Below are 22,038 nucleotides of genomic sequence, written 5' to 3'. Positions count from 1 at the left end.
AATGCTCAAGCGGGTGCTGCGTACACGATCACCCTAGGGCAATGGGTGGATGCTCCGCGTCATCCGACCCGCGCAGTCCTAGACTGAAGCCATGACCCGAACTGCTGCGCGCCGCCGTCGTTGGCCGTGGATTGTGCTCATCGTTGTGGTGGTTCTGCTCGTGCCGATCGCCATCATTATCGTGCCGATCCTCAGTCACGAGAGCGCCGGGCAGTCGAGCCAGCAACTTGTCGACGGAGAATGGCCGCAGTCCGTCACCGCTGAGGGGGATGACGGCCGAACCCGCACCCTCAGTGTCTCTGGCGAAAACGGCGAACCCATCGACACCGAGGCGCTCGTTCGCGATGAGCGAGTAGTCGTGACGGGAACCGGCTATGACGGAACGCAAGGTGTTTACGTTGCCGTGTGCGTCATCCCGCAGTCCCCCGCCGACAAGCCGGGGCCGTGCGTCGGTGGCGTGCCCAGCCAGCAGCAAGAAAATGTTGCCGAGGGCACCGTGCAGTGGGCCCCGAGTAACTGGGTCAATGCCGACTGGGCGTGGCGGCTTTTTGGCGCTCGCAGTTATGACGACACCGCCACCGGCACCTTCACCGCCTATCTCGAGTTGGGTGACCCGCTCGGCGAAGACGCTGACTGTATCAATAACAAGTGCGGCATCTTCACCCGCAACGACCACACTGCGCTCAACGACCGAGTACAGGATGTCTACGTTCCGGTGCAGTTCGCCGAATAGTTTTAGCCCGCCGCTACGGTCGCGCTTTCGGCGGTGGGGGTGAGCGCTGCCGGAACCATCAGCCGCGGAATCGTGAAGTGCACAATCGGGCCGATCAGTAGCGCGAACGCCAGCGTGCCCCAGCCCAAGTTTCCGCCGAGAACTGCGCCGATAGTCAGCACCACAAGTTCAATGGTGCTGCGAACGACCCAGATCTTGCCGCCATATTTGCGGTGGATGCCGGTCATCAGGCCATCGCGTGGTCCCGGGCCGAAGCGGGCACCGAGGTAGAGGCCGGTGGCCACGCCGAGCAGGAGTAGACCCGCGACGAAGAGCAGGATGCGGGGCAGCAGGCCTTCGATTTCCGGCAGCAGCCAGAGCCCGAGCTGCGCGCTCGGGCCGACGACAGCGACGTTGAAGACGGTGCCAATTCCCGGTTTCTGGCGGATCGGGATCCACAAGAGCAGAACAACCAGTCCAACAATGTTGGTGACGAGGCCAAAGGGGAGGCCAGTCGTCAGGGAGACGCCCTGACCGAGCACATCCCAGGGGGCGACTCCGATTTCGGCGCGAATCATGAGCGCTATGGCGAAGCCGTAAAGAAGAAGGCCAGCAGCGAGCTGGGCTACACGGCGAGCCATGATGATGCGGGGAGTCATAAAGATATCCAATTACGTAATTGGACTCTGAACAAGAGGCCAATCCGGGTATTCTGGCCTCATGAATAGCCTTTCTGCACGCGCACTGGTTGTCATGATGGGGGAATGGCGGCCCGCTGCGGCATCGTCGGCCTATGTTGCTGTGGCCGAGCGCATCCGGCTCCTTATTATGGATGGCCGCATCCTGACCTCAACGCGCTTGCCGGCCGAGCGCGAATTGGCTCTTGCTCTGGGGGTGAGCCGCACCACCGTGACGGCGGCATACTCGTCGCTGCGCGATGGTGGCTACGTTGAGAGCACGCGCGGGTCGGGCAGTGTGGCGCAGTTGCCGCACCGCTCCACCCTGATCCCGGACTCTGCGGCGCCGCAGATGCTCGACTTCAGCAAGTCAACAATGTCGGCAGCACCCGAAGTGATCGCAGCGTCTCGCCTCGCGGCCGAGCAGCTTCCGGCTTATCTGGGGGAGTCAGGCTTCGACCCGGTCGGAATCCCGGTGCTGCGTGAAGCTATCGCCCAGCGTTATGCCGATCGGGGCTTGCCGACGAGTCCTGACCAGATCATGGTCACGCTTGGTGCCCAGCACGCAATCGCTCTTATCTCCCGCACCCTCATGTCTCGCGGTGACCGTGCGCTCATGGAGAACCCGAGCTACCCGCACGCCCTCGATGCTCTGCGGGCTGCCGGGGCTCGACTCGTGCCGGTCGGTGTTTCGACCGAAACGGGCTGGGATGCGCTCGCCGTCGAGCAGGCCATCCAACGCACGAGCCCGTCGCTGGCGTACCTTATGCCCGACTTTCACAACCCCACTGGCCAGTCGATGCCCGATGAACTGCGCGGAAAGTTGCTCGAACTTGCTGCCAGCCACGGCACGGCAGTGATCGCCGACGAAACCATGGCCGAACTTAATCTCGATGGCACCGGCAACCGCCTTCCCTTCGCCGCTCATGGCAATGCCATCTCGGTGGGGTCGGTGGGAAAAACAGTGTGGGGCGGGCTGCGCACCGGTTGGATCCGCGCCGACCACGCCACCATCCGTCAACTGGTTCGTGCCCGCTCGGCTGGCGACCTCGGCACCCCGCTGCTCGAACAGCTCGTCGTCACCAACGTGCTCAAAGACTTCCCGTCGATTCTGGAGGACCGGCGCACGTCACTGCGCGCCGGCCGCGAGCACCTCTCCTCTCTGCTCGCTGAGAAACTGCCCAGTTGGCACATGCCGCACACTCCCGGCGGAATGACCGCGTGGGTTGGCCTCGGTCAACCCGTCAGCTCGCAACTCGTTTTGGCCGCCCGTAACGAAGGGGTCGTCATTGCGGCCGGTCCGCGCTTCGGCATGGACGGGGCGTTTGAGCGATTCCTGCGCATTCCCTTCAGCGGAAATGCTGCCGAATTGGAACAGGGGGTCTCGGCGCTCGCCGCCGCCTGGTCGACCGTGATGCGGCATCCGTTCTCGCCAGCAAGCAGTGAACTCGCCAACGTCGTTTAGCGCACAAATAATCTCGCGAGAGTACGCACACCTTGGTGCATCCTGCGAGAATTAGCTCAACCAGTATGTGGATTTTTCACTGCACCCACTTTTCACAGCAACGAAAGTTACCTCGTGCACCTGCTCTCCGTCTTCTCTCTGCGCAACCGAGCCCTCATTGCGCTCGTCACGATCGTCATCGGAATTTTTGGTGGAGTGGCGCTGACGTCGCTCAAGCAAGAGCTCATCCCTTCGCTCTCGCTGCCACAAATTTTCATTGTCTCGACCTACCCGGGGGCATCGCCGGCGGTTGTTGATAAGGATGTTTCTGCGCCGATCGAAGCGGCCATCCAGGGTGTACCCGGTCTCGAGTCAACAACGGCAACCTCCAACTCGAACTTCTCCAACATCTCGGCGTCATTCGACTACGGCACCAACATTGCGACTGCTGAGCAGAAGATTCAGCTCGCCATCAACCGCATCTCGGGTCAGCTGCCCGAATCCGCTGACACTCAAGTTTTCACTTTCAACTTCACCGATCTGCCCGTCGTGCAGATTGCGGTCTCGAGTGATCTCGACGCTCTCGAACTGTCGCGCAAGCTCGAAGCATCCACTCTCGTTGACCTCAAGAAGGTGGATGGCGTTAGTGACGCCAGCCTGCTGGGCACGTCAACTCAGCGTGTGGTCATCACTCCTGATCCTGAGAAACTCTTTGCCAACGGGCTGAGCAACCAAGAAATCCGCGCGGCGCTCGATGACAACGGTGTGCTGCTGCCCGCCGGTGAAATCACCGAAGACGGCCAAACTCTCACGGTGCAGGCGGGCAACCGCATCACGTCTGTCGACGCGATTAACGCCTTGCCGCTGATCGGGGGAACGAACACTGAAGTCGTCACCCTCAGCGATGTCGCTACCGTTGAAGTGATTTCTGATCCGGAGACAGGCATATCGCGCGTTGATGGCCAAAATGCTCTCACGATCGCAATCACCAAGAGTCCTGCCGGCAACACGGTTTCGGTGTCACAGGCCGTCAATGATCTGATTCCCGAGCTCGAGAGTGCGCTCGGTAGCAACACGAAGTTCACCGTCGTCTTCGATCAGGCGCCCTTCATTCAGGAATCGATCAACAGCCTCACGACCGAGGGCCTGCTTGGACTCGTCTTTGCCGTCATCGTGATCCTGGTGTTCCTGCTGTCGATTCGCTCGACGCTGGTTACCGCGATCTCAATCCCCGCCTCCGTGCTCATCACTTTCATCGGGATGCAGGTTTCGGGCTACACGCTCAACATCATCACCCTCGGCGCGCTCACGATTTCTATTGGTCGAGTGGTGGATGACTCCATCGTCGTCATTGAGAACATCAAGAGACACGTGACGATGGGTGAGCCGAAGCTGCAGGCCATCCAGACCGCGGTTAAAGAGGTCGCCGGCGCAATTACGGCATCCACGGTCACGACGATTGCGGTGTTCTTGCCGCTCGCGCTGGTTGGCGATGTCACCGGTGAACTGTTCCGGCCGTTCGCGCTCACGACCGCGATTGCCCTCGCCGCCTCGCTGTTCGTTTCGCTGACAATCGTGCCGGTGCTGGCGTACTGGTTTTTGGGCAACAAGGCGGTGCCGCGTCACACCGAAGACGCCGTCGAGCACGCTCACGCTGTTGGCCTTCCTCAAGAAGAGAAAATCACTGCGCTGCAACGCGGCTACCTGCCGGTAATCAAATGGACGCTCAAGCGCCCCGTAGCCACCCTTCTCACCGCGGTACTTCTGCTCGGCGGAACTGTTGCGCTCGTTCCTTTCATGAAGACCAACTTCATTGGTGACAGCGGCCAAAATACCCTTACCGTTAGCCAAACGTTGCCCCTCGGCGCAAGCCTCGAAGCTCGCGATGAAGCGGCCAAGAAGGTCGAAGAAGTGCTCATAGACCTCGACGGTGTCGACACGGTGCAGCTGTCTATCGGTTCCAGTGGCGGTTCATTGCGCGCCGCATTCTCGGGCGGAGGAGCTAGCACCTTCTCGCTCACCACCGACCCCGAGGTCGACCAGGTCAAGCTGCAAGAGGCCGTGCGTGACGCTGTCGCCACTATTGACGATGCTGGCGAAGTCACTCTCGCTTCGGCATCCAGTGGTTTTGCATCGAGTGACATCGAGATCAACATCACCGCAACAAGCGATTCCGAACTGCGCGAAGCATCGGATGCCCTGCTCGAGCAGGTGCGCGACCTCGATGTGGTTGCCGAAGCCACAAGCAACCTCTCGGAGCAGCAGCCGTTCATCTCGATCACGGTTGATCGAGACAAAGCCGCCGCCCTCGGTCTCAGTGAAATCGCTGTCGGAGGAATTGTGGCCGGGGCGATGAACCCCAGCGCTGTTGGCAGCGCAGTCATTGATGAAGCGACTCTGTCGATCTACATCCTGAACGAGATCGCGCCGGTCACGATTCAAGAGTTGCGCGACTTCCAAATTCCGAGCGCCGCCGGTCTTGTTCCTCTCACGGATGTTGCCACCGTCGACGTCGAAGATGGACCAGCGAGCATCACCTCGGTGAAGGGAGTGCGCAGTGCGACTCTCAGCGTGACGCCGAGCAGCGACGACGTGGGTACGGCATCCGCTCTGGTTGCTGCCGCTGTTGATGAAGCTGATCTGCCGGCTGGTGCATCAGCATCGTTGGGTGGCGTGGCAACAGAGCAGTCGGATGCGTTCCAGCAACTCGGACTTGCCCTACTGATCGCGATTCTGATCGTTTACGTTGTGATGGTTGCGACCTTCAAGAGCCTGCGCCAACCGCTGCTCTTGCTCGTTTCGGTGCCGTTTGCGGCAACCGGTGCGATCGCGCTCCAGGTCATTTCGGGCATCCCCCTCGGCGTCGCTTCGTTGATTGGTGTGCTCATGCTGATCGGTATCGTCGTGACGAACGCGATCGTGCTTGTCGACCTCATCAACCAGTACCGGGTGAAAGGCATGCGTGCTCGCGAAGCCATCATTGAGGGCTCGTCGCGTCGACTTCGCCCGATCCTGATGACGGCGGCGGCGACAATCTTCGCGCTGCTTCCGCTCGGCATTGGCCTCACGGGCGAGGGTGGTTTCATTTCGCAGCCCCTCGCAATCATCGTGATTGGTGGCCTTGTTTCATCGACCCTGCTGACCCTTGTGGTGCTCCCCGTTCTCTACTACCTCGTAGAGGGTGCCAAGGAACGTCGCGAAGATCGCAAAGCAGCGGGCACCGACCGCAAGAGTCGTCGCGCAGCGAAAGAAGCTGGCCGCGAGGTGCGGCCGGTAGCAACCGCGGAGTAGCGATTTCTGATTGGCTCGGTTCGAGCGCTCCGAGCATCCTCTCTACTCTGAGCGCGATCCACTGTGCAAGAGGCGCAGCCGTTCACAGACGACGGGCATGTCAGGCTCAAAACCCTTTGGGCCCTCGGAGTGCTCACGCCAGTATCGCTCGTGAACTTCACGCCAATGCGAAAGGCTTCGATCGCCTTCGCCCTCGGCGAACGCGTGGGACTCGGTAACCTCATCGAACGGGACGAGGTCGATCGCGGTCGTCTCCAACAGCGCACGGGGAACTCCGCTCCCGTCGAGGATGATGTTCAGCCAACCGACCTCGGGGACGGGGTCGCCTGCGTGCTCATAATCCCAGAGAGATGAAGCGGTTGCGGTCTTCGTGCCAGCAAGTACCAGATCGAGAAGGCCATCTGCGTGAGCGGGTGTTGCGCCGAACGCCCACGCTTCAGGGATCGCCTCGGGCAATCCCTGGATTGTGGAACGGCATTCGTGCCAGAATTCTTCGATCGTCAGGGGTGCGCTCATTTACTCATCCTAAGTCGACTCCAATTTTGACCGCCCGGTCCCTCGGATGCCCTAGGCTGGCCCGGGGGAAATGGAGCTTCTGTCATGAATACTGCTGGGGAAAACGACACAATCGGGCGGTCGATTCCACTGCCGAGTGTTCGCGCCGAACAGTTCGCGTGGGCGCAGAAGCGGTGGGCTGACCACGCGACGGTCTGGCCGAAAATGCCGCCCACACTCGCACCCCTTACGGTCATAACTCACGTGCTGTTTGCGCTGTTTCTCGTTGTTGCCGTCGGCGGCATCGCGCTCTACCTTGGCGAGTACCTCGCTGCTCCCGCAACCCAATTGGGTAAACAACTGATTCTCGGTGTCATCACCGCCGACCTCGTCATTGTGCTGATCGCCGTCACTTTGGCTCGGCTGAATACTGCAGTCTCCGTTGCGGGGTTCGTGTTCCTTTTCTTTGCCGTTAGCGCGATTCTTGGGCTGGCTGCCGGAGGTGTAGTTGTCTTCCTGAATCCGGATCTGGCATCCGAATTCACGACCATTCCGCAGTGGGGCAACCTGAACCTGCTCATTGCTGGAGTGGTGTTTGTGGTCCTCGCGATTGTGGTGTGGACGAAAGTGAACACGCAGGTCAGCAGTTTTGCGCACTGGCGCGCAAATGTTGTGACCGCGAGCCAGACGGTATTCCCCAACGGGCAGCGCGAGCGCTATTTTGCGGGCGAACCCGTTGTGCTTAACGAGAATTCGGGTGAGCTCGAGCGTCGCCTCGCCGTTGCCGAACGCCTCAGTGCACCCCTGCTGGAACAGCTTCTTCTTATGCCGGGCGTCACGATCGTTCACGGCATCTCGATCCCGGGTTCGCGCACTGCGCACATCGGTCACGCGGTTGTCGCCGGCAATCATGTCGCGCTCATTGACTCCCTGCTGTGGGCACCAGGCCAGTATGTGTTGGATGCGTGGGGCCGGGTTGTGCGCGACGGCAAGATTGATGAACTCATCAATGTGACCACTGCGATTGCCGCGCAGCGTCACGCAGCCGATCGTCCCCAGTTGGCGATTCGTTCGTGGGCTGTTGTGCACCGACTTGCGGATGCTCCGCTCACGATCACGACCGATCCCCAGAACGCGGTGCGGTTGGTGACACCAGAAGAGATGCTCCGCGAAGTGGGCGAGTGGCTTGCCCCAGTCGGAGATCAGATCGATACGTTTGCGCTGCAGTTCGCAGTGAATTCACGCCTCAAATAGAAACGGAGAGCTTATGCTCGGCAATTCCCCGTACTTTTTCCTCTCGATCGCAATGCTCTTGGTGGCGATCCTGGTCGGTGCGTACCTCGCTTACTGGCTCATTCGGGCTGCTGTCGCCGCTGGATTACGCGACCACCACAAGTGGTTGGGGCGTCGTGATGAAAAGACGCTTCCTCCCGAGCCGGGGCCGGATCGCAACCTTCCCTACGACCACAACGTCTAGAGACAGGGCTGCGGCATCCGTCGATCCTCGCTATTGCAGCCTCGATCGGGTATCGTAGATAGGTCGGCTCAAGACAGCGCGAAATCTCGCGTATGGGTTTGTAAGTCTTGCGGGCCGGTTTGCCAGCCAATCCAGCTGGTGACAATCACACGAATGTATGTGACGGCCTCGGTCAAAGACTGCCCGGGTTCAGAAGTGCAGCGCACGAACGCTCAAGCTAATTAGAAGACACCTAGTAGGTATCTAGCTAATCGGTTTCTCGCTAATTAAATGGTGAGCGTTGGCGTGCGCGCGTGCTCCACGCACTAGATGTGTTCCATCTACGAATAACCCGGAAAGTACAATGCCTAATTTCAATAAACCTGCCACGGGCCGTGGCGGAAAAAACTTCAAGTCTGCCCCTAAAGGTGGCAGCGGAGCACGCAGCGAAGGTCACCGCGGATTCCGCCCCGACCAGGGCGAAGCGCCCAAGCGTCGCTGGAGTGCCGATGACCGTGCCGCACGCACCGGCGACCGCAACACTGGTGGAGCTCGTGGCGGACGCGACGAGCGTCGCCCCGACTGGACTCCTCGCGAAAAGCCTGCCCGTGGCGGACGCCCCGAAAACGGCGACCGCAACGATCGTCCCGCCTACGGCGACCGCCCGCAGCGCAACGAACGCGGTGCTTATGGCGACCGCCCCCAGCGCAGCAGCGAGCGTCCCTCCTACGGTGACCGCCCTGAGCGTGGAGGCCGTCCGTCGAGCAACGACCGCAACGACCGCCCGCAGCGCGACTCGCGCCCCGAGCGCGGTGGCTACGGCGATCGTCCCCAGCGCGATTCACGTCCCGAGCGCGGCGGTTACGCCGGCCGTTCAGAGCGTCCTTCGTATGGTGACCGTCCTGACCGTGGGGGTAACGCTGGTCGCAGCGAACGCCCTTCGTACAGCGACCGTAACTCCGGTGGCCGTTCAGAGCGTCCCTCGTACAACGATCGCAACGCAGGCGGCCGTACCGAGCGTCCCTCCTACAACGATCACAATTCGAGCGGTCGCACCGAGCGCCCTTCGTACAATGACCGCAATGCCGGTGGCCGTTCAGAGCGTCCTTCGTATGGTGACCGTCCCGACCGTGGCGGCAACGCTGGCCGCAGCGAACGCCCCTCGTACAGCGACCGCAACTCCGGTGGCCGTTCAGAGCGTCCCTCGTACAACGACCGTGGTGCATCCGCTGGTCGAACGGAGCGTCCGGCCTACAACGACCGTGCCCAGCGCACTGAGCGTCCGGCCTACAACGACCGCCCGCAGCGCACCGAGCGTCCCGCCTACAACGATCGCGCTCAGCGCACCGAGCGAACCGAGCGTCCCTCGTACAGCGACCGCAATGCCGGTGGCCGTTCAGAGCGCCCGTCGTACAACGACCGCGCGCAGCGTTCCGAGCCGCGCGAGAGCGCGTACTACCCGGCCCGTGACGGTAAGTCGTCGCACTCGCAACAGGAAGACGTTGTTCTTGAGCGTCTCGTAGCGAAGGCCGTTACCGCCAGCGACGTTGAAGGCAAGTCCTTCATCGACCTCGGCATCGGTTCAAACATTTCGCGTCAGCTCGCATCCATGGGTGCAGAGTCGCCGTTCCCCATCCAGGCAGCAACCATCCCCGACGTTCTCGCCGGCAAGGATGTTCTTGGCCGCGGAAAGACCGGATCGGGCAAGACCATTGCTTTCGGTGCGCCCCTCGTTGAGCGCCTCATGGAAAACAATGGTGGCAAGGACCGTCAGATGGGCCGCAAGCCGCGCGCCCTCATCCTGGCTCCGACCCGCGAGCTTGCTCAGCAGATCGATCGCACCATTCAGCCCATCGCTCGCAGCGTTGGTCTGTTCACCACGACCATCGTGGGTGGCGTTCCTCAGTACAAGCAGGTTGCAGCCCTCACCCGTGGCGTCGATGTCATCATCGCCACCCCGGGTCGCATTGAAGACCTCATCGAGCAGGGTCGCCTCGACCTCAGCCAGGTGAAGGTTACTGTTCTCGACGAAGCAGACCACATGTGCGACCTCGGGTTCCTTGAGCCCGTTCAACGCATCCTGCGTGAAACCAGCGAAGGCGGCCAGAAGTTGCTGTTCTCGGCAACCCTCGACAAGGGTGTTGCCACTCTCGTCAAGGAGTTCCTGGTTGACCCGGCCGTACACGAGGTTGCTGGTGAAGACCAGGCTTCTTCGACGATCGACCACAAGGTTCTCCTCATCGAACAGCGCGACAAGCGCGCCATCATCAAGCAGCTCTCTGCAGGCACGGGCAAGACTCTCGTCTTCACCCGCACGCGTGCATTCGCTGAAGAGATGGCTGAATTCTTGAGCATGGGCGGCACTCCGGCCACGAGCCTTCACGGTGACCTCAACCAGTCACGTCGTACCCGCAATCTGCAGATGCTCACGAGCGGCAAGGTCAACGTGCTCGTCGCGACCGACGTTGCAGCCCGCGGCATCCACGTGGATGACATCAGTCTCGTTATTCAGGCTGACGCTCCCGAGGAATACAAGACGTACCTGCACCGTTCTGGCCGCACCGGTCGCGCCGGCAAGGCGGGAACCGTTGTCACGCTCATCCCGCGCAACCGTCGTCGCAAGATGGACGAACTGCTTGGTCGCGCCGAGATCGACGCAGAGTCGGTCGACGTAGCGCCTGGTGACACGTTCATCGACAAGCTGGCTGCGCTGTAACTAGCGCGCAGCTCACTCGAGCATAAGAAAGCCTCGGTCGCCCCACTCACGTGGTCGGCAGCTGGGGCTTTCTGCGTTCATTGGGTGTGGAAAAGTTTCGGCGTGTGTAGTATCAATAGTGATACTAAAAATTGGCGGCGATTGCGAAATTGGAGGGAGAAGAGCTGTGAATACTTCGAGTGCGGAGCACTACACCTACCGCGTGCGATGGTCTCCAGAAGATGAAGCATTCGTGGGAACGGTGGCAGAAATGCCATCTCTATCCTGGCTCGATCACCTTTCAGATGGCGCCTTTGCCGGCATTAGAAACTTGGCGAAAAGCGTACTCGAGGACATGCTCGAAACGGGTGAGACCCCACCACGAGCAATCGCGGACCGAACCTACTCGGGAAAATTCATGGTGCGCGTGACTCCTGAATCGCACCGTCGGCTCGTGATCGAGGCCGCCGAACAGAACGTCTCACTCAATCGCCTCGCCGCGAGCCGCCTCGTTTCGTGAGCGACCGCTCTCTCGTAGAATCGCAGCATGAACGAGAAACCATCACTCGCCGCACGCGCGGGTTCAGCGCTGGGGCACGCCACTAGCTCCGCAGCGCACGGAACGCGTGACGCGATCCGCAAGAACCCCACGGCGAACCGTGTTTATCGCACCACCGTTGGTGTCGTGGGCGGAACGACCGTTGCACTCGGTGTGGTGCTGATCCCGCTGCCTGGGCCCGGCTCTCTCGTCGCTATTGGTGGGTTGGCCCTTCTCGGTACCGAATTTGAACCAGCGACGAAAGCTAGCGCCAAAGCGAATGCCCTCGCCCGCAAGGCTCTTGCGGCTGCAAATGAGAAGCGCAAGCGACGAGCGACTCGGCGAGCCGATGCCGATGCCGAAGCCGACAGCGACGCTACAGCTCCACTAGCCGGTCGTTCGTGAAGTAGTAAATATTTTCGTGCTTGAAACCGTCGAGACCTCCGGGGCGACGGATGTGAGGCTCGAACGTGAAGAGAGCTGTGTCACCAATCCGTGCGGCGTTGCCCTTCTCTAGGTAGATGCGATCGGCGCTCCGGCGTTGGATGGAGTGGCCGACGTTGCCGAGAAAGTCGAGATTCTCGAATCCCAACTCGCGAATGCGCGAGTTCATCTCGCCGTGAAGTTCTTCGAAAGTCATGGAAGGTCTTGCGACTTCGATCAGGTCGCTATGCAGCTGGGCTTCGGCGAGCACTCCTTCGCGCCATTCCTCGCGAGTCGCAAGCCGCGCATCCTCGATAGCCGAACCGTTCTCCACGATGATCGTGCGTGCGAAGTCGCCCCAGAAACCACCGCGCTGTGGACTCAGGTCGATCGTGATGATCTCTTCGTCTCGGATGACACGGTCGGCTGTGGTGTATTCGCGCCCGGACACCGAGCTGATGGTGTCTTCCCCGCACAACACAAGGGCTCCGATTCCCCAGTACCAAAAGGAGTCGGCGCCTAACTCCCGCAGGGTGTCTTCGCAGAGTTGTCGCACTGATGCGAGGGTGTGGCCGGCGCGGATATTCTGGCGCGCGATGTCCATGGTCTGTCGCGCGATCGACTGCATGGCTCGGTTGTTAATCATCGGTTGATTTCGCTTTCTGATGCCGAGGCCACATGTTTTCCGTCTCAGCTTGTTGCGTGGCACGCAACGTCGTCAGGGTAGCGGCAAGGCGCTCCGCGAAGCCGTCGGGCACCTCGGCAGGCAGCGCATTGGTGGGAAACCAGCGGACGGCTTCGCTTTCGTCGCTGACCGCAACCTCGACATCCGGGGCGGCGAAAGCGAGGAAACCGACATCCCAGTGGGCGGCGCACGCGAAGCCGCCGTGCAACTCGTGGCGGTCGAGATCGACGATGGCGTCCGAGCGCAGGGTGAGGTCGGTGATGCCGGACTCCTCGCGTGCTTCGCGCAGGGCGGCATCCGCGACTGACGCATCCTGGGGTTCGAGGTGGCCACCGAACTGCACCCAGAACTGCCCCTTGCGGTGAAAGCACAACAGCACGTTCTCATAGTCGGGGGAGAACACGAAGCAGGAGGCGGTGACGTGTTCGGGACCGCCGTCTCGCTTGAGGGCATCCGCTCCTCCGGCAGCGACGAAAGCGAGGTAGCGCTCGCGGGCGGGAGTCGCAGGAAGGGCGGCCAAGTCGGTCAGAAAGTCATCGGCGATCACTCAGCCATTATCCGTGGTTGCCGCGCTCGGTCTGCAACAACCGGGCGCAAGTGCTGTCGACGTCACTTTTTTGGGGATTCTGTCGCGGAGCTTTGTCAGGGACCGGTCGTAATGTTCGATCATGACTTCTCATGATGAAACTCAAGACCAGCCGATGATGGATGGTGCTACCGAAGCTTCCGCGAGCGAAAAGCAGCAGGGTAAGAGAGACCAGGTGGAGGCTGACGCCGCGCGCGACAGTGCAGTCGAAGGCGGCGCTCTCGAAGACGCCGCGCTTGAAGACAGCGTTCGCAGTGTTCGTGCGGTCGGCGAAGATCGGACTGCAGAAAGCGCAGATGCTGAGTAGAGCCCGCGTATAGAGGTCGGGTGCGCGTTGCTCAAGTGGCCGTTCGCGCATGCTCGTGTGCGCGAGAGCCACGCCAGTGCGTCCCGAATCGAACAGAAGTGTGGCGGTCGTCGCAATAGTGCAATAGGGTATCGGCATGTCGGATACTCACAACGAACGTGCCATTGAAGATGAGATCGTCACCGACTTCAGTAAGCGGATGTCGTACGGCGCGTACCTAGAACTCGACACCCTGTTGAGCGCCCAGACTCCGCAAAGCACACCTGAGCATCACGACGAGATGCTGTTCATTATCCAGCATCAGACCACCGAGCTGTGGCTCAAACTCGTGATTCACGAACTGACCTCGGCCCGCGATTTGATGGCGAGCGACAACCTCTCTATTGCGCTCAAGCGCATTGCCCGCGTCAAGCACATCCAGCGCACCCTCACCGAACAGTGGTCGGTGCTCGCGACGCTGACCCCGAGTGAGTACTCGCAGTTCCGCGACTATCTGGGTAGCTCATCCGGGTTCCAGTCATATCAATACCGAGCGGTCGAGTTTCTGCTCGGCAACAAGAACGCGGGCATGCTCAAAGTCTTCGAATCGCACCCCGAAGCTCACGCCCTGCTCAGTAAGTTGCTGGCCGAGCCGAGCGTCTATGACGAGTTCTTGCGCTACCTCAGCCGCCACGGTTACAAGATTCCGGATGCGGTACTCAACCGTGATGTCACACGCGGCTACGAGCAAAATGACGAGCTCATCGAGACTTTCCGCCACATTTACGACAACGAGAGCGAACACTGGCTCGCCTACGAAGCCTGCGAAGAGTTCGTTGATCTCGAAGACAACTTTCAACTGTGGCGCTTCCGGCACATGAAAACAGTCATGCGCATCATCGGCATGAAGCGCGGCACCGGCGGATCCAGCGGTGTCGGCTTTCTCCAGAAAGCCCTCGACCTCACTTTCTTTCCTGAACTCTTCGCCGTGCGCACCGAGATCGGCCGCTCGTGAGCGAACCCGAGACCCCAGCAGCCGCTAGCGCCGCCGCGTCAAACCCTGAGGCCGCCCCCACTCACGACTACCGGGTCGATGCCTATTGGATGCGCGAATGGCACGGTCCGGCAACCGTGCGCGTCAGCATCCACGGCATTCGAGCGATTGCGGATGACGCTGCGCTGACCGCCCGCCGTCTTCCGGGAGTGCTACTTCCGGGCTTTCGCGACTCGCACGTGCATCTCGGGCTGATCGAGCCGCGCGCTCTTGTCGCTGGTGGTCTTGCTGCGGTTGACGATTTGGGCGGTGACCCGGGGCGTTTGGCGGAGTGGGGCGCCGATGACGCTGTTGCTGCCCTAAATTTCGCGGGAGCATTTATTGCGGCTCCCGGTGGCTATCCGGTGAACCGTGCGTGGGCCGTGAATCTTGCGGTGTGCGAGGTGTCGACGGACGAGCAGGCGATGGCGGCGGTCGCTGAGCAAATTCAGGCCGGCGCCAGCATGATCAAAGTTGCGCTGAACGCTGATGATGGCCCAGTGATTGATGACGAAACATTGAGTGCACTGGTGGAATACGCGCACAGTCGGGGGCGCGAAGTTGTTGCCCACGTGCAGGGGGCTGGGCAAACGCAGCGCGCCTTCGCCGCTGGCGTCGATCGTTTGGCGCACACGCCGTGGACTGAGCGGCTCGATGATTCCCTGATCGAGAAGATGGCGCAGCCAAACTCTCGTTTTTTGGCGGGACGCCACTCGTGGATCAGTACCCTCGACATCCATGGTTATGGTCAGCGCGGCCACGACTTTGAGATCGCCAGTGATAACCTGCGCCGCTTTCACTGCGCCGGGGGAACTGTGCGTTACGGCACCGATATGGGTAATGGCGATCTGCCTCTCGGGCTAAATGGGCGCGAGCTGTCAGCCCTTCAGGATGCGGGAGTGCGAAACGATTCGCTATTGAGGGCGCTCTGCCTGCCTAGCTTTGGTAGCACCGTGAGTTATCTGCCGACAGTTCCGCGAGTCGATACCGACCTCGCCACGTGGCTGATGAGCGCAACAGTCGTGACCGCGCGCGAACTGTTGAATCCCCAATTTGCTGACTCGGTAACCCAGAACACTGAGGTGACTGATGTCGGCGTTTCGCTTGAAACCACCCCGATCCCGATTCAGTGGAGAGATATCTCATGACCGATACCAGCGTTAATGCCGCAGAGTCCCTCGATGGCGCCGACTCGCTCGCTGCCTTCCCTGCCAAGTTTGTGCGTTCGCCAGAAGTGCGGGCGTATCTCGATGGCAACTCGCTCGGTCGTCCGACCATCGCGAGTGCGGCTCGCCTCGCCGAATTCGTCGACGAACAGTGGGGCGGGCGCCTCATCCGTGGTTGGGATGAGTCCTGGTACGACCTGCCTCTCACTCTCGGTGACCGTCTCGGTGCCGCCACTCTCGGTGCTGCGCCCGGCCAAACCTTTATCGGAGATTCCACCACGGTGGTCCTTTACAAACTCATTCGGGCCGCACTCACCGCCCGCCCCGACCGCAGCGAAATCGTCATCGACACCGGCAACTTTCCTACCGATCGCTACATCGTTGAAGGCATCGCCGCCGAACTAGGCAAGACCCTGCGCTGGATCGACCCACCCATCGAGGGGGGAGTCACCGCCAACGCAGTACAAGCCGCCCTTACCGAAAACACCGCCCTCGTCGTGATCAGCCACGTCGCCTACCGTTCCGGCTACCTCGCCGATATGCCCGGTATCACGGCCATCGCCCACGACGCCGGGGCCCTCGTGCTGTGGGACCTGTGCCACTCCGCCGGAGTCGTCGACACCCAACTCGACGAGTGGGGCGTTGACCTCGCCGCTGGCTGCACCTACAAATACCTCAACGGCGGGCCCGGCTCTCCAGCCTTCGGGTATGTGCGCTCAGAACACATCGAGAGCATGACCCAACCAATACAGGGGTGGATGGGCAGCAGCAGTCCCTTTGAAATGGGGCCAGGGTACGCGCCGCATCACGGCATCCGGCGCTTCATCAGTGGCACGCCGTCGATCGTGGGATCGCTCGCGATGCAAGACATGCTCGGCCTCATTGAGCAGGCGGGCATTCCAGCAATTCGGGCCAAGTCTGTCGCGATGACCGAATATGCGCTCGAGCTTGTCGACGAACTGCTGACTCCGCTTGGTGTCACGGTGAGCTCGCCGCGCAATGCTGACGAACGGGGCAGCCACGTCACGATCGACCACGAAAGCTTCGCAGAAGTGAATGCGGCGCTATGGAAGCAGGGGATCATTCCTGATTTTCGGAGGCCCAACGGCATCCGTCTCGGGCTGTCGCCGCTCAGCACCACGTACGCTGAAGTCCAGCTGGGCATTGAGGCCATTCACGCTCAACTTGTGAAGTAGCCGACTGTGATTCTGGATGACTTCGACTCTCGCCCCGGCAGTGCCACGTCACTGCTGCGCACCTTTGTCGGTTCGCAGCTGCGTCAGTTGGGGGGTTGGATCTCGTCGGCGCATCTCGTGCGCATCATGGAGGCGCTGGGAGTTCCTGCTAATGGCGCTCGCAGCGCGATAGCTCGGGTCAAGTCAAAGGGTCTGCTGATCCCTGAGGCGGTCGATGGGCATCACGGCTATCGCGTCAATGAAGAAGCGGTGCCGATGCTTGAGAGTGGTGACCGCCGTATTTTCAACTTTCGGCAGCAGCGTGAAGATGACCAGTGGTGTCTGATTTCGTTTTCCATCCCGGAGTCGCGCCGGGATGCCCGCCACCAGTTGCGTCGTCGGCTGGGCTGGATCGGGTGCGGCACGGTCGCGACCGGGCTCTGGATTTGTCCTGCAGTGCTCAAGGATGAGGTGCTCGTCATTCTCGATGATCTTGATTTGCGGGACTGCGCCACTCTCTTTATCGCGGGTCGCCCTGAGGCGAATCGTCCCTTGGTGGATGCCGTGTCCCAGTGGTGGGATCTGGATCGTCTGCGTAATCTGCATGATCGTTTTCTTGATCAGCACTCTGCCCAGGTTGGCCCGGCTGCGACCGACTCTGAGGCGTTTGCCCGGTACATTCTTGCTCTGGATCAGTGGCGGGTTATTCCGTACCTCGATCCGGGTTTGCCGAATTCGGCGTTGCCGGCTGACTGGCCGGGACAGGCCAGTCTGGAACTTTTTGGCCGCCTGTCGCGTTCTTTGGCGGCCCGCGCGCATGCTTTTGCGCGGTCGGCCGCTCACTGAGCCAGCACGCACCAGCCGGAAAATGCGCACAATAACAATGGGTTACGCGCAGATGAGCAATTGATTTAAACCCTTGGAATGGGCTGTGAGCAGGGCTATCGTCTCAGATACCCCTGTTAAGGGGGTAGACCGCAGATTTCACAATTCTCGAGGGGACTGCCCGCTATGCATAATCACCGCAGCAGGTCGACGCGATTCTCAGTAGGGGCTATTGCCACCTCCTGTGCCATCGCGCTGGCTACGCTTACCGCTCCGGCCGCATTCGCAGCCGATGTAACGGCGACCATCGCCGAAGTTCAAGGCACAACAGCATCGAGCCCAATGGCGGGCTCGACTGTAACCGTAGAAGGTGTCGTTACCGCTGACTACCGTGGGGCCTCTGGCTACCGCGGCATTGTCATCCAGACTCCCGGATCGGGTGGGGCTAACGACGCTACCCCCGGCGCTTCCGATGGAATCTTCCTCTACCTCAACAACGAGAACCCACCCGTTGCTCTCGGTGACAAAGTCACGGCAACAGGTCCTGTCGATGAGCGCTTCGGCCAAACCCAGCTCGGTGCAGGCGCAACGCCAGCCACGGTTGAACTTGTCACCGCAGCGGCGAACCTCGACCCGGCTGATCTGGTTCAGGCATCCGCTCTCGATGCGAGCGTTGTCGGCAACGACCGCGAATCCCTCGAGTCGATGCTCGTCGCCCCCACCGGTGACTACCTCGTCAGCTCGAGCCACCAGCTCTACAACTTCGGCACCCTCTGGCTCAGCCCGAGTGAGCTAGCAGTCAAGAGCACCGAAACCACGGATGCCGGAGACGCCGCTAATGCGATCGCCGCCGCCAACCGTGCCAGCCGCATCTTCCTCGATGATGGCTATAGCATCCAAATTTCCAACGGGTCGCACCCGGGTGAGCAGCCGTATTTCTCGGCTGACACTGTTGTTCGCAACGGCGACACCGTTGATTTCCCGGCGAACCCTTACATTCTGAGCTACGGCTTTGATGACTGGCGTTTGCAACCGACGATCGCGATAAACGACTCGAGCCCGGCAGAGTATCGTCCAACGTTCGCGCCGACGAACCCGCGCGAAGAGTCGGCTCCTGTCGTCGGTGGAGACTTCAAGGTTTCGGCCTTCAACGTCTACAACTACTTCACAACACTGACGAGTGAAGATCCGGATGCTCGCGGTGCTGACACCTCTGAAGAATTCGCTATCCAGCAGTCGAAAATCGTCGCAGCAATCAACTCGCTCGACGCGGATGTTGTTGGTCTCATGGAGATCGAGAACTCGGTCAAACTGCGCGGAGAACTCGACGAAGCGCTCATGGATCTCGTCGGTGCGCTCAACGCGGCTGCCGGTGCGGGAACGTGGGACTACGTTCGCACGCCAGCAGACCTGAACGATGCAGTCATCACCGACTTCATCACAAACGCGATCATCTTCAAGCCGGCTGCAGCTACTCCGGTAGGCGATAGCTTCACGCAGGTTGATGAGACGGTGTGGGACATCGCGCGCGAGCCGATCGCTCAAACTTTTGAGTCGAACGGCGAACTGATTACGGTGGTCGCTAACCACTTCAAGTCGAAGGGCGGATCCGGCACCGAACCAACTGATGGTCAAGGTTTTTTCAACACCGAGCGTGTTGAGCAGGCCAACGCCGTCAAGGCTCTCGTTGACTCGATCTCAGCCGATCCCGCCAAGAGTGACCAGGTTGTGCTCGTCGGTGACTTTAATGCCTACTCTGAAGAAGATCCGGTTCAGGTCTTCACTTCGGCGGGCTACGTTGACACCCTCGCAGCGCTGACCGGTGACCAGTACACCTACACGTTTGATGGTGAATTGGGCTCGCTCGACCACATCATTGTTTCGCCGTCGCTTGCCGACAACGTCACTAATGCCGCTGTCTGGAACATCAATTCGCCTGAGTGGGGCGATCGTGGCTATGCCTTCGGGGCAACCGAAGCGGGCACCGTGTTCCGTTCGAGCGACCACGACCCGATCAGCATTGGCCTCAGCACCGAAGCGGTGCCGGTTGAGATCGAAATTCTCACGACGAACGACTTCCACGGTCGAATCGAAGCAGGCGGCGGAGTTCCCGGCGCAGCTCAGCTCGGCGGAATGGTGAACTACTGGGAAGCACTGAACCCCAACACCACGTTTGTTGGTGCTGGCGACTTTGTTGGTGCAACTACCTTCACCTCGTTCATCCAGAACGACCAGCCCACGATCGACGTGCTCAACGAAATCGGGCTCGACACGAGCTCATCGGTAACCACGAATTCGATCAGGGTCGTGCCGATGTTGACGACCGCATCCTGGATGCCGCCGACTGGCCGTACCTTGCAGCGAACCTCTACGACCGGGACACCAACGCTCCAGCCTACGACGAGTACTTCCTGCAGGAGTTCGATGGCGTGACCGTCGGCTTCATCGGTGCTGTTACCGAAGACCTCAACGAGTTGGTCAGCCCCGCTGGCATCGCCTCGCTGGAAATTCGCAGCATCGTGACCGAGGTTGACCGCGTTGCGGACTACCTCACCGACGGTAATGACGCCAACGGCGAAGCAGATGTTCTCGTTCTGCTCGTTCACGAAGGTGCGGCATCCGTCGATATTTCGGCATCGACCGACGACTCGGCCTTTGGCCAGATCGTCACGGGCCTGAGCCCGAAGGTTGAAGCGATTGTCTCGGGTCACACTCACCTCGCCTACGACCACGAAGTCACGGTGCCCGGTATGGACCGCCCTCGTTTGGTCGTTTCAGCTGGACAATACGGCGCCAACTACGGTCACTTCGACCTCACGGTCGACCCGGCAACGCAGGAGATTATCTCCTTCAGCGCCGAGGTTCTACCGATTGTCGGCTTCGAGCCAGATCTCGCGGTGCAGGCCATCGTTGATGCCGCTACTGCGGCGGCAGCCGAGCTTGGTAACGCCAAGGTCGGAGAGATCTCCGACAGCATGTTCCGTGCAGTGCAGACTCCGGTCGACGGAACTCCATTCCCTGAGAACCGCGGTGGAGAGTCGACCCTCGGCAACTTTGTTGCTGATGTTCAGCTCTGGGCAGCATCAGATTCGGGTGCAGAGATCGCCTTCATGAACCCCGGCGGTTTGCGCACGGACCTCGTCTACGAGTCGTCGAGTGCGAGCGACCCTGACGGAAACGTCACGTACCGCGAGGCTGCGAACGTGCAGCCCTTCGGCAACACGCTCACGACGATGTCGTTGACGGGTGCGCAAATCAAGTCGGTGCTCGAAGAGCAGTGGCAGCCGGCTGGTGCACAGCGTCCGTTCCTCAAGCTCGGCATTTCGGAAGGGTTGACGTACTCCTACGACCCCACCGCAGCCCAGGGCGAGCGAGTGACCGCGATGTACCTCAACGGTGTTGCCGTGGATGTCGCAGCCACCTACAAGGTGGTCGCTAACTCCTTCCTCGCAGCCGGTGGCGACAACTTCGCCACTCTTGCTGAGGGAACCAACCGCGCCGACAGCGGCCGCGTCGACCTGCAGTCAATGGTCGAGTGGTTCGAAGCGAACACGGTCGCTGACCCGCCGCTCGAGCAGCGCGCCATTGGTGCTGTTGTTTCGGCTCCGGATGCAGACGGCTACAACCCCGGAGATGACGTCACGCTCGACCTGTCGTCGCTTACCTTCAGCCGTGGCGGCTCAGACGCCACCACGGTCGAGGTTTCGGCTGACGGAACGGTGCTCGGTTCAGCAACGATCGACCGCACCATTGTCGACACCACGGATGAGCAGGGTCGCGCATCAGTGACCGTCACGATTCCGGCCGGTACGGCTGCGGGCACGCTCGCGTTGACCGTCACGGTTCCGGGAACGGACACCGCGATTGTCGTACCGATTGAGGTCGTCACCACGGCTGAGGCCATCGAGAACACGAAGGCTCCGGGCATCCGAGGCAACGTGCAGGTTGGCAAGACGGTCAAGGCAACGCATGGCAACTGGAGCGTGAAGTCACCTGACTACAGCTACCAGTGGCTGCGCGATGGTGAGCCGATCGCTGATGCGACTGACAGCCGCTACCGCATCACGACCGAGGACATCGGCACCGAGCTGAGCGTGCAAGTCACGGCCAGCAAGGATGGCTACTCCGATGGCGTGGCTGAGTCTGACGCACAAACCGTAGAGAAGATCTCCTCGAGTGTTCGCTCGAGCCTCTCCTCCTGGTTCGTGTGGGGCAACCGATCGATCACGGTCGACTCGAAAGTCACCGTTGGCAAGGATGGCACTACGGCGGGTGACGTGACTGTGTTCGACGGTCGCACCGCTGTGGCGACATCCGCAGTGGATAACAAGGGCAAGGCATCGGTGCAGCTGCCGAAACTGAGCCGCGGCATCCACTTCATCACGGTGCAGTATTCGGGTAACGACCAAGTCGAGTCGAGCTCAAGCTGGCCGAGATTGGTGTTCGTCTTCTAAAGACACCGCCGGGCAGTTCAGAAACTTCTCGGGTTGGGGCGGCGTGTTCGCACGCCGCCCCAACGTGTGCCCGCGGGAAACTGGCGGAAGTGTTCGG

At 60.8% G+C, this 22,038-nt stretch carries 19 protein-coding genes; 15 read left to right on the top strand and 4 right to left on the bottom strand.

Going from position 1 to position 22,038, the window contains the following annotated elements:
* Window positions 1-91: 91 nt before the first annotated feature.
* Window positions 92-733 (top strand): hypothetical protein, encoded by a 642-nt coding sequence (locus tag ON14_RS06965; protein WP_010204094.1) that lies wholly within the window; start codon window positions 92-94, stop codon window positions 731-733.
* A 2-nt stretch (window positions 734-735) separates the two neighbouring features.
* On the opposite strand, the gene yczE is transcribed toward ON14_RS06965, so the two are convergent.
* Window positions 736-1,371, bottom strand: a complete 636-nt coding sequence (yczE, locus tag ON14_RS06960) for a membrane protein YczE (RefSeq protein WP_010204092.1) — start codon at window positions 1,369-1,371, stop codon at window positions 736-738.
* A 61-nt stretch (window positions 1,372-1,432) separates the two neighbouring features.
* On the opposite strand from yczE, the gene yczR reads away from it, so the two are divergent.
* Entirely contained in the window at window positions 1,433-2,854 is a 1,422-nt protein-coding gene (yczR, locus tag ON14_RS06955; RefSeq protein ID WP_010204091.1) for a MocR-like transcription factor YczR, read from the top strand.
* Window positions 2,855-2,968: 114 nt separating this feature from the next.
* Window positions 2,969-6,124, top strand: a complete 3,156-nt coding sequence (locus ON14_RS06950; protein WP_010204090.1) for an efflux RND transporter permease subunit — start codon at window positions 2,969-2,971, stop codon at window positions 6,122-6,124.
* A 42-nt stretch (window positions 6,125-6,166) separates the two neighbouring features.
* On the opposite strand, the gene ON14_RS06945 is transcribed toward ON14_RS06950, so the two are convergent.
* Entirely contained in the window at window positions 6,167-6,640 is a 474-nt protein-coding gene (locus ON14_RS06945; protein ID WP_010204089.1) for an ASCH domain-containing protein, read from the bottom strand.
* Between the two features lie 84 nt (window positions 6,641-6,724).
* On the opposite strand from ON14_RS06945, the gene ON14_RS06940 reads away from it, so the two are divergent.
* The 5 genes from ON14_RS06940 to ON14_RS06920 all read left to right on the top strand — a co-directional run bounded on the left by ON14_RS06940 (window position 6,725) and on the right by ON14_RS06920 (window position 11,713).
* Window positions 6,725-7,873 (top strand): hypothetical protein, encoded by a 1,149-nt coding sequence (locus tag ON14_RS06940; protein WP_010204088.1) that lies wholly within the window; start codon window positions 6,725-6,727, stop codon window positions 7,871-7,873.
* 13 nt (window positions 7,874-7,886) lie between these two features.
* On the top strand, window positions 7,887-8,096 hold the full coding sequence (locus ON14_RS06935) for a hypothetical protein (protein ID WP_010204087.1): 210 nt from the start codon (window positions 7,887-7,889) through the stop codon (window positions 8,094-8,096).
* 343 nt (window positions 8,097-8,439) lie between these two features.
* A complete protein-coding gene (locus tag ON14_RS06930; RefSeq protein ID WP_010204086.1) occupies window positions 8,440-10,791 on the top strand; it encodes a DEAD/DEAH box helicase in 2,352 nt (783 codons plus the stop codon).
* Window positions 10,792-10,957: 166 nt separating this feature from the next.
* The gene (locus ON14_RS06925; RefSeq protein WP_010204084.1) at window positions 10,958-11,290 is read left to right on the top strand and encodes a type II toxin-antitoxin system HicB family antitoxin; all 333 of its coding nucleotides are present in this window, start codon (window positions 10,958-10,960) and stop codon (window positions 11,288-11,290) included.
* Between the two features lie 27 nt (window positions 11,291-11,317).
* Complete coding sequence (locus ON14_RS06920) at window positions 11,318-11,713, top strand: PGPGW domain-containing protein (RefSeq protein ID WP_010204082.1); 396 nt, start codon at window positions 11,318-11,320, stop codon at window positions 11,711-11,713.
* Here the strand turns inward: ON14_RS06920 and ON14_RS15440 are convergent.
* Complete coding sequence (locus tag ON14_RS15440) at window positions 11,685-12,377, bottom strand: M24 family metallopeptidase (RefSeq protein ID WP_010204081.1); 693 nt, start codon at window positions 12,375-12,377, stop codon at window positions 11,685-11,687. The two genes, ON14_RS06920 and ON14_RS15440, sit on opposite strands and share 29 nt — an antisense overlap.
* Complete coding sequence (locus ON14_RS06905; RefSeq protein ID WP_010204079.1) at window positions 12,370-12,963, bottom strand: NUDIX hydrolase; 594 nt, start codon at window positions 12,961-12,963, stop codon at window positions 12,370-12,372. The genes ON14_RS15440 and ON14_RS06905 overlap by 8 nt, the downstream gene beginning before the upstream one ends.
* Window positions 12,964-13,084: 121 nt before the next feature.
* On the opposite strand from ON14_RS06905, the gene ON14_RS06900 reads away from it, so the two are divergent.
* The 7 genes from ON14_RS06900 (at window position 13,085) to ON14_RS16135 (ending at window position 21,941) form a co-directional block, all read left to right on the top strand.
* The gene (locus ON14_RS06900; RefSeq protein ID WP_010204078.1) at window positions 13,085-13,309 is read left to right on the top strand and encodes a hypothetical protein; all 225 of its coding nucleotides are present in this window, start codon (window positions 13,085-13,087) and stop codon (window positions 13,307-13,309) included.
* A gap of 136 nt (window positions 13,310-13,445) precedes the next feature.
* Window positions 13,446-14,303 carry a tryptophan 2,3-dioxygenase gene (kynA, locus tag ON14_RS06895; RefSeq protein ID WP_010204077.1) on the top strand — a complete coding sequence of 286 codons (858 nt, stop codon included), beginning with the start codon at window positions 13,446-13,448 and terminating at the stop codon, window positions 14,301-14,303.
* The gene (locus ON14_RS06890; protein WP_010204076.1) at window positions 14,300-15,469 is read left to right on the top strand and encodes an amidohydrolase family protein; all 1,170 of its coding nucleotides are present in this window, start codon (window positions 14,300-14,302) and stop codon (window positions 15,467-15,469) included. The genes kynA and ON14_RS06890 overlap by 4 nt, the downstream gene beginning before the upstream one ends.
* Entirely contained in the window at window positions 15,466-16,683 is a 1,218-nt protein-coding gene (locus tag ON14_RS06885; RefSeq protein WP_010204074.1) for a kynureninase, read from the top strand. Before ON14_RS06890 ends, ON14_RS06885 begins: the two co-directional genes overlap by 4 nt.
* A 6-nt stretch (window positions 16,684-16,689) precedes the next feature.
* Window positions 16,690-17,508, top strand: a complete 819-nt coding sequence (locus ON14_RS06880; protein ID WP_010204073.1) for a PaaX family transcriptional regulator — start codon at window positions 16,690-16,692, stop codon at window positions 17,506-17,508.
* Between the two features lie 165 nt (window positions 17,509-17,673).
* Window positions 17,674-19,920, top strand: a complete 2,247-nt coding sequence (locus ON14_RS16140) for an ExeM/NucH family extracellular endonuclease (RefSeq protein ID WP_010204072.1) — start codon at window positions 17,674-17,676, stop codon at window positions 19,918-19,920.
* Window positions 19,917-21,941 carry a 5'-nucleotidase C-terminal domain-containing protein gene (locus ON14_RS16135; RefSeq protein ID WP_010204071.1) on the top strand — a complete coding sequence of 675 codons (2,025 nt, stop codon included), beginning with the start codon at window positions 19,917-19,919 and terminating at the stop codon, window positions 21,939-21,941. The genes ON14_RS16140 and ON14_RS16135 overlap by 4 nt, the downstream gene beginning before the upstream one ends.
* Window positions 21,942-22,038 lie beyond the last annotated feature (97 nt).

Origin of the sequence: Salinibacterium sp. PAMC 21357 (assembly GCF_000247645.1) — a bacterium.
GTDB lineage: Bacteria > Actinomycetota > Actinomycetes > Actinomycetales > Microbacteriaceae > Rhodoglobus.
This window is presented reverse-complemented; position numbering and strand designations above follow the sequence as displayed.